Annotated in this window: 10 protein-coding genes and 1 other RNA gene; 8 read left to right on the top strand and 3 right to left on the bottom strand. The window is 64.6% G+C overall.

What is annotated here, in order from left to right:
- Positions 1 to 32: 32 nt before the first annotated feature.
- Positions 33 to 950: a LysR family transcriptional regulator gene (locus tag BN1119_RS14520; RefSeq protein ID WP_041999390.1), complete on the bottom strand. Its 918-nt coding sequence runs from the start codon at positions 948 to 950 to the stop codon at positions 33 to 35.
- 157 nt (positions 951 to 1,107) lie between these two features.
- On the opposite strand from BN1119_RS14520, the gene BN1119_RS14525 reads away from it, so the two are divergent.
- Together BN1119_RS14525 and BN1119_RS14530 are read left to right on the top strand one after the other, a co-directional pair.
- Positions 1,108 to 1,902, top strand: a complete 795-nt coding sequence (locus BN1119_RS14525; protein WP_041999393.1) for a formate dehydrogenase accessory sulfurtransferase FdhD — start codon at positions 1,108 to 1,110, stop codon at positions 1,900 to 1,902.
- Positions 1,889 to 4,180, top strand: a complete 2,292-nt coding sequence (locus BN1119_RS14530; protein ID WP_041999396.1) for an FdhF/YdeP family oxidoreductase — start codon at positions 1,889 to 1,891, stop codon at positions 4,178 to 4,180. Before BN1119_RS14525 ends, BN1119_RS14530 begins: the two co-directional genes overlap by 14 nt.
- 60 nt (positions 4,181 to 4,240) lie before the next feature.
- Here BN1119_RS14530 and ssrS read toward each other — a convergent pair.
- A non-coding RNA gene (gene ssrS / locus BN1119_RS20160) (6S RNA) lies at positions 4,241 to 4,423 on the bottom strand.
- A 17-nt stretch (positions 4,424 to 4,440) separates the two neighbouring features.
- Complete coding sequence (gene zapA / locus BN1119_RS14535; RefSeq protein ID WP_041999399.1) at positions 4,441 to 4,797, bottom strand: cell division protein ZapA; 357 nt, start codon at positions 4,795 to 4,797, stop codon at positions 4,441 to 4,443.
- A gap of 172 nt (positions 4,798 to 4,969) precedes the next feature.
- Between zapA and BN1119_RS14540 the strand changes: the two genes are divergently transcribed.
- The 6 genes from BN1119_RS14540 (at position 4,970) to gcvP (ending at position 13,137) form a co-directional block, all read left to right on the top strand.
- The gene (locus tag BN1119_RS14540; protein ID WP_041999402.1) at positions 4,970 to 5,539 is read left to right on the top strand and encodes a UPF0149 family protein; all 570 of its coding nucleotides are present in this window, start codon (positions 4,970 to 4,972) and stop codon (positions 5,537 to 5,539) included.
- A gap of 149 nt (positions 5,540 to 5,688) precedes the next feature.
- On the top strand, positions 5,689 to 6,933 hold the full coding sequence (gene ubiH, locus BN1119_RS14545; RefSeq protein ID WP_041999405.1) for a 2-octaprenyl-6-methoxyphenyl hydroxylase: 1,245 nt from the start codon (positions 5,689 to 5,691) through the stop codon (positions 6,931 to 6,933).
- Between the two features lie 3 nt (positions 6,934 to 6,936).
- Entirely contained in the window at positions 6,937 to 8,169 is a 1,233-nt protein-coding gene (locus BN1119_RS14550) for an FAD-dependent 2-octaprenylphenol hydroxylase (protein ID WP_041999408.1), read from the top strand.
- Between the two features lie 385 nt (positions 8,170 to 8,554).
- Positions 8,555 to 9,652, top strand: coding sequence for a glycine cleavage system aminomethyltransferase GcvT (gcvT, locus tag BN1119_RS14555; RefSeq protein WP_041999411.1), 1,098 nt, complete (start codon positions 8,555 to 8,557; stop codon positions 9,650 to 9,652).
- A 74-nt stretch (positions 9,653 to 9,726) separates the two neighbouring features.
- Positions 9,727 to 10,116: a glycine cleavage system protein GcvH gene (gene gcvH / locus BN1119_RS14560; protein ID WP_041999414.1), complete on the top strand. Its 390-nt coding sequence runs from the start codon at positions 9,727 to 9,729 to the stop codon at positions 10,114 to 10,116.
- A 144-nt stretch (positions 10,117 to 10,260) separates the two neighbouring features.
- Positions 10,261 to 13,137, top strand: coding sequence for an aminomethyl-transferring glycine dehydrogenase (gcvP, locus tag BN1119_RS14565; protein ID WP_041999417.1), 2,877 nt, complete (start codon positions 10,261 to 10,263; stop codon positions 13,135 to 13,137).
- Positions 13,138 to 13,141 lie beyond the last annotated feature (4 nt).

Here is a 13,141-nt window from a genome sequence, read left to right on the forward strand (position 1 = left end):
GCCCGCCATTGGCGGGCTTGGTTTTTTCGGGATCAGCGCGAGGGGCGCTCGCCACCTGGGTACTCGGGGGAAGAGGGGGCCTCCTGGGTCACCAGGCCGAGAAAGGCCCGCATGGCGGGGGTGATGCTGTGCTGGCGCGTCATGAAGACGGTGCGACCCGCCTCGAGGGGCTCGAGGGGGTGGCAGACGAGATCCGCGAGCTGGCTGGCGGAGCGGGCGAGGCCGGCGCTGACGACGGCCCAGCCCAGGCCGTGGCGTACGGCGCTCACCAGATGGAACAGGGAGTCGGTCTCGAGCACCAGGTCCAGCGTGATCCCGGCCCGCTCGGCGGCGAGGTCCAGATAGGTGCGAAACTGCATGGTGCGACTGGGCAGCACCAGGGGCTGGTGTTGCAGGCTGGCCAGGGTCATGGGGGCCGTCTGGGGCAGGGCGCTGGCCCGGCTCATCAGCACCGCCATCCGGTTGTCGCCCTGGGGGTAAAGATGAAAGGCGCGCTTGCCGCCGCTGTGGTCAAATCCCAACCCTATGTCGCACTGGTGCAGCTCCAGCTGGGAGATGAGCGCCTCGTTGCTCAGCACCGACAGGCGGATGACGATATCTGGGTAGCACTGCCTGCACCGGGCAATGAGCGGCATGATGTCGACGTTGGACTGGGGCACTATGCCGATGCGCAGGGTACCCGAAAGCTCGCCGTGAAACAGTGCCAGCTCCTGCTTGAGTGCTTCCTGCTCCAGCAGCATCCGCTCGGCATAGCGGCGCACCAGCTCACCGGCCTCGGTGAGGGCGACGAACTGGCTGGTGCGCACCACCAGATCGGTGCCGACGTTCTTCTCCAGGGCCGTGATGCTGGCCGACAGGGTGGGCTGGGTGATGTGGCAGGCCTTGGCGGCCTTGGCAAAGTGGCGGTGTCTGGCCAGTTCATGAAAATAGTGCAGCTGCTTGATGTTCATGGCGAGCGGGGATGAGCGGAGAATGGTGTTAAAAATTAATCAATTGAAATTGCCAGGTCAATAGAACTGCTCTATCGGGATATAGATTTATTTCATTGGTTTTGCACCACCGGGCTCTCTAAACTTGGATGCAATCTGCATTTTTAGGTCAACCCTTATGCCCGAATACAGTCCCGTCACCGCCCCGGTCTGGCCCCCGCTGGATCATCTGGTGGAGGAGGTGGCGGTTGCCATCAATATCAATGGCATCAACCATGCCGTGATGATGGCGACCCCGGACGATCTGGACGACTTTGCCATCGGCTTTCTGTTTGGCGAGTCCATCATTGCCCACAATCACGAGGTGCATGATATCCGGGTCTCCCACGCAGAGCAGGGGCTGGTGCTGGATGTGACCATCGCCAATCGCTGCCTGGCCCGGCTCCAGTCGCGCCGGCGCAGGCTGACCGGGGCGACGGGCTGCGGCATCTGCGGGGTGGAGGCCGTCGGGCAGGTCTTTCCCGAGGTGAATCCCTTGCCCCCGGTTCCCCCCCTGGATGGTGAGCTGCTGGCCGGATTGCGAGCGCAGATCGCCCGCTGGCAGCTCAAGGGGCAGCGGCACGGGGCTCTCCATGCGGCGCTGGCGCTGGATGGGCAGGGACGAGTCCTGCACTGCCGGGAGGACATAGGGCGCCACAATGCCCTCGACAAGCTGATCGGCCTCTTGCTGCGTCGGCAACTTGCCTGCGACACCCTGGTGGTGACCAGTCGCTGCGGCAGCGAGCTGGTGCAAAAGGCTGCCCAGTACGGTGCCCGCCACCTGGTCTGTCTCGCTTCCCCCAGCCAGCTTGCGGTCAGGCTGGCCCTCAAATACCACCTCAATGTCGTCCATATCCCCAAATTTGATGCCCCGGTCAGCTACTCCAGCTATTCCTCGGCAGATCCCATCGGAGAGTGCCATGAGCCATATTGAAAAGCCTGCCAAAGCAGGTGGTTTTTCCTCCCTGCAATCCACCATGAAGCAGGTGCTGCGCAGCCAGAAAACCCGGCAGAACATCAAGAACCTGCTGCGGGTCAACCAGACGGATGGCTTCGACTGCCCGGGTTGCGCCTGGGGTGACAACGACCACGGCGCCTTCCAGTTCTGCGAGAACGGCGCCAAGGCGGTGGCCTGGGAGTCCACCGGCAAGACGGTGGGGGCCGACTTCTTCGCCGCCCATTCGGTGCGCCAGCTCGCCAGGCAGAGCGACTACTGGCTGGAGTATCAGGGGCGCCTGACCGAGCCCCTGCGCTACAACCCGGCGACCGATCACTACGAGCCGATAAGCTGGGACGACGCCTTTGCGCTCATCGCCGACACCCTCAAGGGGCTGGCCAGCCCGGACGAGGTGGAGTTTTACACCTCGGGGCGGGCCAGCAACGAGGCCTCCTATCTCTATCAGCTGTTTGGTCGCCTGTTTGGCACCAACAACTTCCCCGACTGCTCCAACATGTGCCACGAGGCGAGCGGGGTGGCGCTGACTCAGTCGGTCGGCATCGGCAAGGGCACGGTTGTGCTGGATGATTTCGATCGGGCCGACGCCGTGTTCGTCTATGGCCAGAACCCGGGTACCAACCATCCCCGCATGATGAACGCCCTGCGCAAGGCGGCGAAAAACGGCTGCAAGATCGTCAGCTTCAACAACTTGAAAGAGGTGGCCCTCGAGCGTTTCGCCAGCCCCCAGAGCCCCCTCGAGTTGCTGACCCCGGCGGCCACCACCATCAGCCATCAATACCTGACCCCCAAGCTGGGCGGGGACATGGCCGCCATCCGCGGCATGGCCAAATACCTGCTGGAGCAGGCCCCGGAGACGGTGGACAGAGACTTCATCGCCCGCCATACCCGCCACTTCGACGAGTACGAGGCGCAGGTGCGCGCCACCGGCTGGGACGAGATCGAGCAGCAATCCGGCCTTTTGCGCGCCGAGATAGTGCAGGCTGCCCGCGTCTTTGCCGCAAGCCGGCGGGTCATCAGCTGCTGGGCCATGGGGCTGACCCAGCATCTGCACTCGGTCGATACCATTCGCGAGATAGTCAATCTGCACCTGATGCGTGGCCAACTGGGCCAGCCGGGGGCCGGGCTCTGCCCGGTCCGTGGCCACAGCAACGTGCAGGGCAACCGCACCATGGGCATCAATGAAAAACCGAGTGCAGCCTTTATCGAGCGGCTCGAGCGCCACCTGCAGGTGAGCCTGCCGAAGGCCACCGGTCACAACGTCTATGAGGCGCTCAAGGCGCTGCACGAGGGCAAGAGCAAGGTGCTCATCTGCCTGGGGGGCAACCTGGCGGCGGCGGCCCCCGATACCGACTTCACCTATGGGGCCATGAAGAGGGCCGAGCTCAATGTGCAGATCAGCACCAAGCTCAACCGCAGCCATCTGCAGGTGGGCAAGGCCGCGCTGATCCTGCCCTGCCTCGGTCGCACCGAGCTGGACATCCAGCGCACGGGCAACCAGAAGATCACGGTGGAGGACACCTTCAGCATGGTGCACGCCTCGACCGGGGCGGCCGAGCCGGTGTCGCCGCTCTGCCTCTCAGAGACCGACATAGTGGCGCGCATGGCTCACGCCACCCTGGGCAGCGAGCGGGTCGACTGGCTGGCCCTGCGCGATGACTATGGCCGTATCCGCTTCCTCATCGAGCAGACCATTGCCGGCTTTGCCGATTTCAACGCCCGCATCCAGCAGCCGTGCGGCTTTCATCTGGAAAATTCCGCAGCACTACTGACGTGGAATACCGCCAGCGGCAGGGCCGAGTTTCGGGCAAGCCGTTTGCCGCATTCGGTGCTGCCGGAGTGTACCCGCCACGCCGAGCAGATGAGGGATCAGCCGGTGCTCTTGCTGCAGAGCCTGCGCTCCCACGATCAGTACAACACCACCATCTACGGCATGGACGATCGCTATCGCGGCATCAAGGGTCAGCGCAACGTGGTGTTCATGAACGAGGCGGACGCGCGCCATCTGGGCTTTGAGGAGGGGACGCGCATCGACATGGCCGCCATCTGCAACGATGGCCGAGAGCGGATCGTGACCGGCTTTAGCGTGGTGATCTACGAGATACCGAGGGGCAACATCGCCGCCTACTACCCCGAGACCAACCCGCTGGTGCCCATCGACAGCATAGGGGAGGGCTCCTTTACTCCCACCTCCAAGTCCATTCCCGTGCTGGTGACGGCCTCCCGGGCCGAGGAGGCGCTGCTGCCAAGCCGTTGATGGAAGGGTGGGCTGGCCAAAAGAAAAAGCCCGTCACGCTGGTGACGGGCTTTTTGCTGTTGGTACCCCGGAGATGCCGTTGCCGGTTTGGGCCCTTGAACCGTTGGTTCAAGGCGGGAATCGAATCTGACCGCAGGCTTCTCGGTCGTGCCGAGCATGCGCAATAGCCAGAAGGCCGATCCCCTGTTGGGTATGATTATCGGCTCGGGGACTTGAACCGGCTGACAAACACTCCAGGGAATTTTAAAACGGGTCGCACGTTAAGGCTGCTCGCCCTCTTCGTTGCTGACGACACCACTTTGTTCACTGCTGTCGCCATAATGACCATGCTCGATCAGTGCCGCTTCTATGGTGCGTTGCAGCATCTTGATCCGCTTGTCCATGGTCTCAGAGTATTGGTGGTTCTTCTCTTTTTCAAGGCAAAGCTCGTGGCAGAAGTTGAGCGCCGCCATGATGGCCAACTGCTCATTGCTGGAGACCTTGGAGCGCTGACGCAGCTCCACAAGCTTGCTGGATAACTGGTCGGCGGCCTGGCGCAGGGCATCCTGCTGTCCCAAGGGACAAGATACCTTGTAGGGACGTCCCAAGACGACGATTTCTACGGCCTCTGTGCTCATGCCTTCCTCAATACGGCGGGATTGTTTCCGCCCTTATCCGTGTGGACAACTGGCCGGGACTATATAGCGCAGATGCAGAAGTTTCAAGGCCTTGCTGGCTCTGACCGGGTGAGAATGCTAGGATCTTCGCCATCAATTCCGGCTATTTGACTGAACTTTGAGCGGATCCCAGATGAGCAAGACAACCCCCCCCAATTACACGGCCCTGGCCGATCTGATGGAGCAGCACGAGCTGATGGCCACGGCAGTAGAGGCCCATGGCGTTATCTGCGGCCTCGTCTGCGGCGGCGTCACCCTGGATGACAAGAGCTGGCTGGCGCCTTTTAACGATCTGGTCAACGATGGTTTCGGCCTGCCGGCCCAGGTGCGCCAGGCGATGTCGGAGCTCTACCAGAACGCCATCGAGAGCCTGATGGCCCAGAAGGGAGTGGAACTGTTGCTGCCCGGCGACGATGCCCCTCTGGACGAGCGCATCGATGCCCTGGTGGACTGGTCCCAGGCCTTCCTGGCCGGGTTTGGCGTGGTGCAGCAGGAGCTCTCCAAGGCTTCCGAGGAGCTGCAGGAGATGATCCAGGACATCGCCAACATCACCCAGGTGTCGGACGAGTTCGATCAGGAGGACGACGAGAACGAGGCGGCCTTCCTGGTGCTCTACGAGCACGTCAAGCTGGGGGTCATGATGAGCTTCGAGGAGTTTGGCAAGCGCCCGGACGCCCCGGTCGCGCCGCCCACCCTGCACTGATCCCGGTCCGGGGATCCCAGAACGGGGCCGCCGCGCCCCGTCGGGCTGCCCGGGTTGGCGGCGGTGGCCATTTTTGCCCGTGGCCTCCCATTGCGGCTGGGGCAACTGTGATAGCATGACCCCACGTTTTATCGGATTCTCTTCATCCCATGTCTCACATCGATCCGACAGTTCCTCCTTCGTTACAGGCCGACGTCACCCTGGTCGGCGGCGGCATGAGCGGGGCCGTGCTGGCCCTGGCGCTCGCCGCCCTGCGTCGTCCCGATGGCACTCCCTTGCAGATAGTGCTGCTGGAGGCGAGCGTCCTCGAACAGGGCCCCCATCCCGGTTTCGATGCCCGGGCCATCGCTTTGGCCGCCGGTAGCTGCGAGGCCCTGGCCCGTCACGGGATCTGGTCCCGGCTCGCCCCTCATGCCAGCCCCATCACCCAGATCCATGTCTCCGACAGGGGACATCCTGGCCAGACCCGGCTGACGGCGGCGGAATACGGCTTGCCCGCCCTGGGTCAGGTGATCGAGCTCAGCGCCGCCGGTCAGGCCCTGCAGGAAGCCATCGCCCAGACGGCCAACATCCGCATGCTCTGTCCGGTCCAGCTCACTGCCGTCACCCCCGGGGAGCAGGCCGTCGACCTGATCCTGGCATCGGGGCAGCCGATCTCGACCCGGTTGCTGGTGGCGGCCGATGGCGGCCACTCCTTCGTGCGCCAGGCCCTCAAGATCCCGGTGCGTCGCCACGACTACGGCCAGAGCGCCGTGATAGCGACGGTAAAAACCGCCGAGGATCCCGCCGGACGCGCCTTCGAGCGCTTCACCCAGGGGGGGCCTGTGGCGCTGTTGCCGATGCAGCAAGGGCTCAGCTCCCTGGTATGGAGTCTGCCGAGGGACGAGGCAGAGGTTGTCATGGCGCTCGATGACCAGGGGTTTCTCGACCAGTTGCAGCAGGCCTTCGGCTGGCGACTCGGCCGCTTTCTGCGTACCGGGGTGCGCCACTGCTACCCGCTGGCGCTCACCGCCGCCGACTATCCTCTGGGCCAGCGCACCGTGCTGGTGGGCAACGCCGCCCATCTGCTGCACCCGATCGCGGGGCAGGGCTTCAACCTCGGCATGCGCGATCTCGACGCCCTGTGCGCCGCCCTCTCCCATGCCCTGGCCCAGGAGGAGGACATAGGCGGCTACCCGGTGCTCGCTCGCTACTGGCAGTGCCGCCAGGGCGATCAGGAGGCGACCATCTGGCTCACCTCTTCCCTGGCCCGGCTCTTCTCCAATGACCTGGCCCCCCTGGTGGCCGGTCGCAACCTGGCCCTCGCCCTGATGGCGCGGCTGCCCTGTCTCAAGGAGCCCCTGGCGCGCCAGACCCTGGGATTCCAGCCCCCGTTTCCTGCCCGCAAGGAGTAAGCCATGGCCCATTACGATCTGATCATTGTGGGGGGCGGCATGGTGGGGCTGGCCCTCGCCGCCGCCCTGAAAGAGAGCCGCCTGCGGGTCGCCATCGTCGAGGGGCAGCTGCCCGACCCGCAGCTGGGGGAGGCGCCGGACAACAGGGTCAGCGCCCTGAGCCTGGCCAGCCAGCAGATACTGCGCGGGGTCGGTGCCTGGCAGGGCATCTGCTCCCGTCGCCTGCAGGGATACGGCCGGATGCAGGTGTGGGAGCGCGACAGCTTCGCCCGCATCGAATTCGATGCCGCCAGTCTCGGACTGGCGCACCTTGGCCACATCGCCGAGAACCGGGTCATCCAGCTGGCGCTGCAAGAGGCCATCGCCCACCAGCGCCATATCGAGCTGCTGGCCCCAGTCAGCGCCAGTGCCCTGAGCCTGGGGCCCGATAGCGCCCTGCTGACCCTGAGCGATGGTCGCGTGCTGTCGGCCAGGCTGGTGGTGGCCGCCGATGGCGCCCACTCCTGGGTGCGCAAGCAGGCCGACATTCCGCTCACCAGCTGGGATTATGGTCATCACGCCCTGGTGGCCACGGTGCGCACGGGGGAAGCTCACGGCGCCGTGGCGCGCCAGATCTTCACCCCCGAAGGCCCGCTCGCCTTCCTGCCCCTGTGGCAGCCGGATCTCTGCTCCATCGTCTGGTCGGTGCCCGCGGCGCGGGCCGAGGCGCTGTGTGCCCTGGATGAAGAGGCGTTCAACCGCCAGCTCACGGCGGCGTTCGATGCCAGGCTCGGCCTGTGCAAGGTGGAGGGGGCGCGCAGTGCCATCCCCCTCACCGCCCGTTATGCCCGCGACTTTGCCCGGGAGCGGCTGGTGCTGGTGGGGGATGCCGCCCACACCATACACCCCCTGGCGGGGCAGGGGGTCAACCTGGGGTTGCAGGATGCCGCCGCCCTGGCGCAGTGCCTGCTGGCCACGGTCGCCAGTGGCAAGGACATAGGGGCCCTGGCGGAGCTGCGCGGCTATGAACGCTGGCGCAAGACGGAGGCCGCCCGCATGCTGGCGGCCATGGAGGGGCTCAAGCGGCTGTTCGGGGGGAGTCATCCCCTCAAGAAACTGGTGCGGGGCCTGGGGCTGAGCGGGGTCGATGCCATGGCCCCGCTGAAGCAGAGCCTGATCCGCAGCGCCATGGGGCTGGAGGGGGAGCTGCCGGCCCTGGCCCTGGGGGCCAGGGCCTCCTTGGCTGAAAAAAACTAATCCTAGTCGCCATATTTCACAAGAAAAGTAATCCGAGAGGCTGGTGTGCTCATCTGAGCCGTCAGCCTTTAATATGGGAAGGTGGCGAAACGTTTTCCTCTAAATTGTGACGAGACGGTAAAAATCAAAATTTAACTCTGTAAAATGCCGGTCAATACTGTTTTTTCCGCTGTTTTTGTCATAGTGTTTGGCCGCTATCAGCATGTTGTGGATTAGTTTTTTTTAAGCAGCGCTTCGCGGTGCTTGTCTTATAATCCGCGCCATCGAAGGAACCAGTCCCGCGTCGCCCCCAGGGAGGCCGGGAGCGAGCCCAGGCCCAGTGGCCGCCGGCCCAAGCCGCTCAAGGTGGGGCTGAGCCGGTCCAGGTTTTAAGGAAAAAACAGCGATGACCCAGACTACCGTATTGCACCCCAAGCACCTGGAAGCCGGCGCCAAGATGGTCGATTTCCACGGCTGGGAGATGCCCATCAACTACGGCTCCCAGCTGGAAGAACACCATGCGGTGCGCACCCAGGCGGGCATGTTCGACGTCTCTCACATGACCATCGTCGATTTGACCGGCGAGCGGGTGAAAGCCTTCCTGCAATATCTGCTGGCCAACGACGTGGCCAAGCTCACCACCCCGGGCAAGGCGCTCTACAGCGGCATGCTGGCCGAGGATGGTGGCGTCATCGATGACCTCATCACCTATTACCTCGGCGACACCTTCTATCGCATGGTGGTCAACTCCGCCACTCGTGAAAAGGATCTGGCCTGGATCCGCCGGCACGCAGCGCCCTTCGCGGTGACGGTGACCGAACAGCCCGAGCTGGCCATGATTGCCGTGCAGGGCCCCGAGGCCAAGACCCTGGCCGCCAAGGTCTTCACCCCCGAGCAGAACGCCGCCGTGGCAGGCATGAAGCCCTTCTTCGGGGTGCAGGCCGGGGATCTCTTCATCGCCACCACGGGTTACACAGGTGAAGAGGGATACGAAATCGTGGTGCCAGAGCACCAGGCCTGCGATCTGTGGCAGGCGCTGCTGGACGCGGGCGTGGCCCCGTGCGGCCTGGGTGCCCGCGACACCCTGCGCCTCGAGGCGGGCATGAACCTCTATGGCCAGGATATGGACGAGGGGATCAGCCCGCTCGCCGCCAACATGGCCTGGACCATCGCCTGGGAGCCTGCCAGCCGCGATTTCATCGGCCGTGCCGCCCTCGAAGCCCAGAAAGCCGCCGGGGATCAGCCCAAGCTGGTGGGCCTGCTGATGGAAGAGAAAGGGGTGCTGCGTGCCGGCATGCCGGTCAGCTTCACCAGCGCGTCCGGCGAGCCCCGGGAAGGGGTGATCACCTCAGGCTCCTTCTCGCCCACACTGGGCCTCTCCATCGCCCTGGCCCGGGTGCCTCGCGACATCGGCGAGCAGGCCCAGGTCGAGATCCGCAAGAAGCTGGTGACCGTGCAGGTGACCAAGCCGGCCTTTGTACGCAACGGTCAGAAATTGGTGTAACGTTTAGCGTTTCGGGCCCGGGGCCTGCCCGGGGCCGTTCTGTTCAATGATTCAAGTGAATAAAGGAAGCACAAATGAGCCATATCCCGAGCGAACTGAAATATGCCACTTCCCACGAGTGGATCCGCGTCGAAGCCAACGGCGAGGCCGTGGTCGGCATCTCCGAGCACGCCCAGGATCTGCTGGGGGACATGGTGTTCGTTGACTTGCCGGAAGTGGGCAAGCAGGTCGGTGCCGGTGATGACTGCGCCGTGGCCGAGTCCGTCAAGGCCGCCTCCGACATCTACAGCCCGGTGAGCGGCGAGATCATCGCCGTCAACGAAGAGCTGGAAGGCAGCCCAGAGCTGGTCAACTCCGACCCCTACGGCGCCGGCTGGCTGTTCCGCATCAAGCTCGATGACGAGGGCGAGCTCGCCAACCTGCTGGATGCCGACGGCTACCAGAACGTGGTTGACGAAGAGTAATGTCGCCCCGGGCCCTGCATCGCGCGGGGCCCTTTGCTATGGCCCCTCCCATCGCGCGAGGCGGCGCCGTGCCAGCCCCATTCCCCGCGGGCGGCCGCGACCATCAAGAACTGCTATCAGGCATAGCCACTAGGAAATAGGGAAATGACCCAGTCACTGTTTGAACTCGAGCAAAAAACCAATTTTCTGCGCCGCCACATAGGCCCGGGCGAGGGCGAACTGCGCGCCCTGCTGGCCGAGGTGGGGGCCGAGAGCCTGGACGATCTGATTGAGCAGACCGTCCCCGCCGCCATTCGCCGCGATGGCCCCCTGGGCATAGGCGCCCCCATGACCGAAGTGGAGGCCCTGGCCAAGCTCAAGGGCTACGCCGGTCAGAACCAGATCGCCAAGAGCTACATCGGCATGGGTTATCACGACACCCACGTGCCCCACGTCATCTTGCGCAACGTGCTGGAAAACCCGGGCTGGTACACCGCCTACACCCCCTATCAGCCCGAGCTGGCCCAGGGCCGTCTCGAGGCGCTGCTCAACTTCCAGCAGCTCACCCTGGACTTGACCGGCATGGATCTGGCCAGTGCCTCCCTGCTCGATGAAGCCACCGCCGCCGCCGAAGCCATGGCGCTGGCCAAGCGCATGGCCAAGTCCAAGTCCAACCTCTTCTTCATCGCCGACGACGTTCACCCCCAGGTGATCGACGTGGTGCGCGAGCGCGCCGTCCATTTCGGCTTCGAGCTGGTGGTGGCCCCGGCCGAGCAGGCCTGCGCCGAGGAGGTGTTCGGTGCCCTGTTCCAGTACCCGAGCACCACGGGCAAGGTGACCGACCTGCGTGCCTTGATCGCCGCGGTCCAGGCCCAGAAGGGGCTGGCCTGCGTCAGTGCCGACCTGCTCTCCCTGCTGCTGCTCAAGTCCCCGGGTGAGCTGGGCGCCGACGTGGTGCTGGGCTCGGCCCAGCGCTTTGGCGTGCCCATGGGCTACGGTGGCCCCCACGCGGCGTTTTTCGCCACCCGCGACGCCTACAAGCGTTCCATGCCGGGCCGCATCATAGGCGTCTCCAAGGATGCCCGCGGCAAGAGTGCCCTGCGCATGGCGATGCAGACCCGCGAGCAGCATATCCGCCGCGAGAAGGCGAACTCCAACATCTGTACCGCCCAGGTGCTGCTGGCCAACATGGCAAGCTTCTACGCCGTCTACCACGGCCCGGTGGGGCTCAAAACCATCGCCTCCCGCGTCCACCGCCTGACCAGCATCCTGGCCCTGGGGCTGACCGCCAAGGGGCTGACTCTCAAGCATGACAGCTGGTTCGACACCATCACTGTGCAGGTTGCCGACAAGGCCGACCTGCTGGCCCGCGCCTATGCCATGAACATCAACCTGCGGGCCGACCTGGCGGGCGCCGTCGGCGTCTCCCTGTCCGAGACCAGCACCCGCGAGGACGTGGCCGAGCTGTTCGACCTCTTCCTGGGCCAGGATCACGGTCTGGATATCGAGACCCTGGATGGCAAGGCCCAGAGCCATCAGGGAATCCCGGCCGAGCTGCTGCGCACCGACGCCGTGCTGACCCACGAGGTGTTCAACAAGTACCACTCCGAGACCGAGATGCTGCGCTACATCCACCGTCTCGAAGCCAAGGATCTGGCCCTGAACTACGCCATGATTTCCCTCGGCTCCTGCACCATGAAGCTCAACGCCACCGCCGAGATGATCCCGGTGACCTGGCCCGAATTTGGCAAGCTGCACCCCTTCGCCCCCCTGGCCCAGGCCCAGGGTTACCAGCTGCTGCTGGCGGATCTGGAAGAGTGGCTGGTCAAGATCACCGGCTATGACGCCGTCTGCATGCAGCCCAACTCCGGCGCCCAGGGCGAATACGCGGGTCTGCTCGCCATCAAGAAGTACCACGAGTCCCGCGGCGAAGGGCATCGCGACGTCTGCCTGATCCCGGCCTCGGCCCACGGCACCAACCCGGCCTCCGCCCAGATGGCGGGCCTGAAAGTCATCGTCACCGCCTGCGACAAGTCCGGCAACGTGGATCTAGACGATCTGCGGGCCAAGGCGGCGGAAGTGGGGGACAGGCTCTCCTGCCTCATGGTCACCTATCCCTCCACCCACGGGGTGTACGAGGAGACCATCAAGGAGGTGTGCGACATCGTTCACCAGTATGGTGGCCAGGTCTACCTGGACGGCGCCAACATGAACGCCCAGGTGGGTGTCACCGCCCCCGGCTTCATCGGTGCGGACGTCTCCCACCTCAACCTGCACAAGACCTTCGCCATCCCCCATGGCGGCGGCGGTCCCGGCATGGGCCCCATCGGTGTCAAGCAGCATCTGGCGCCGTTCGTGGCCGGCCACGCCGTCATCAAGACCGGCAAGGAGAGCCGCGACAATGGCGCCGTCTCCGCCGCCCCGTTCGGCTCGGCCAGCATCTTGCCCATCAGCTGGATGTATATCGCCATGCTGGGGGACGAGGGGCTCAAGAAATCGACCCAGGTGGCCATCCTCAACGCCAACTACCTGGCCAAGAAGCTGGGAAGCGCCTTCCCCGTGCTCTACACCGGTCGCAACCATCGCGTCGCCCACGAGTGCATCCTGGACATACGTCCGCTCAAGGAAGTCTCGGGGATCAGCGAGATGGACGTGGCCAAGCGCCTGATGGACTACGGTTTCCACGCACCGACCATGAGCTTCCCGGTGGCTGGCACCCTGATGGTCGAACCGACCGAGTCCGAGTCCAAGGCGGAGCTGGACCGCTTCATCGAAGCCATGACCGCCATTCGCGCCGAGATGGACAAGGTGCAAGAAGGGCACTGGAGCCTGACCGACAACCCATTGGTCAATGCGCCCCACACCCAGGACGATGTGATGGACGAGCAGTGGGGCCGCGCCTACACCCGCGCCGAGGCGGTCTTCCCCTCCAGCGCCGTGCGCGCCGCCAAGCTGTGGCCTTCGGTCAACCGCATCGACGACGTCTACGGCGATCGCAACCTGTTCTGCTCCTGCATCCCGACCGAGGATTACGTCGAGTAATCGC

Origin of the sequence: Aeromonas bivalvium, from assembly GCF_000819765.1 — a bacterium.
In the GTDB taxonomy this organism is placed as follows: Bacteria; Pseudomonadota; Gammaproteobacteria; order Enterobacterales; family Aeromonadaceae; genus Aeromonas; species Aeromonas bivalvium.

Bases quoted from the DNA above. Each gene is read 5' to 3' on its own strand.
- BN1119_RS14520 (WP_041999390.1), bottom strand. From the start codon at position 950: ATGAACATCAAGCAGCTGCACTATTTTCATGAACTGGCCAGACACCGC.
- BN1119_RS14525 (WP_041999393.1), top strand. From the start codon at position 1,108: ATGCCCGAATACAGTCCCGTCACCGCCCCGGTCTGGCCCCCGCTGGAT.
- BN1119_RS14530 (WP_041999396.1), top strand. From the start codon at position 1,889: ATGAGCCATATTGAAAAGCCTGCCAAAGCAGGTGGTTTTTCCTCCCTG.
- zapA (WP_041999399.1), bottom strand. From the start codon at position 4,797: ATGAGCACAGAGGCCGTAGAAATCGTCGTCTTGGGACGTCCCTACAAG.
- BN1119_RS14540 (WP_041999402.1), top strand. From the start codon at position 4,970: ATGAGCAAGACAACCCCCCCCAATTACACGGCCCTGGCCGATCTGATG.
- ubiH (WP_041999405.1), top strand. From the start codon at position 5,689: ATGTCTCACATCGATCCGACAGTTCCTCCTTCGTTACAGGCCGACGTC.
- BN1119_RS14550 (WP_041999408.1), top strand. From the start codon at position 6,937: ATGGCCCATTACGATCTGATCATTGTGGGGGGCGGCATGGTGGGGCTG.
- gcvT (WP_041999411.1), top strand. From the start codon at position 8,555: ATGACCCAGACTACCGTATTGCACCCCAAGCACCTGGAAGCCGGCGCC.
- gcvH (WP_041999414.1), top strand. From the start codon at position 9,727: ATGAGCCATATCCCGAGCGAACTGAAATATGCCACTTCCCACGAGTGG.
- gcvP (WP_041999417.1), top strand. From the start codon at position 10,261: ATGACCCAGTCACTGTTTGAACTCGAGCAAAAAACCAATTTTCTGCGC.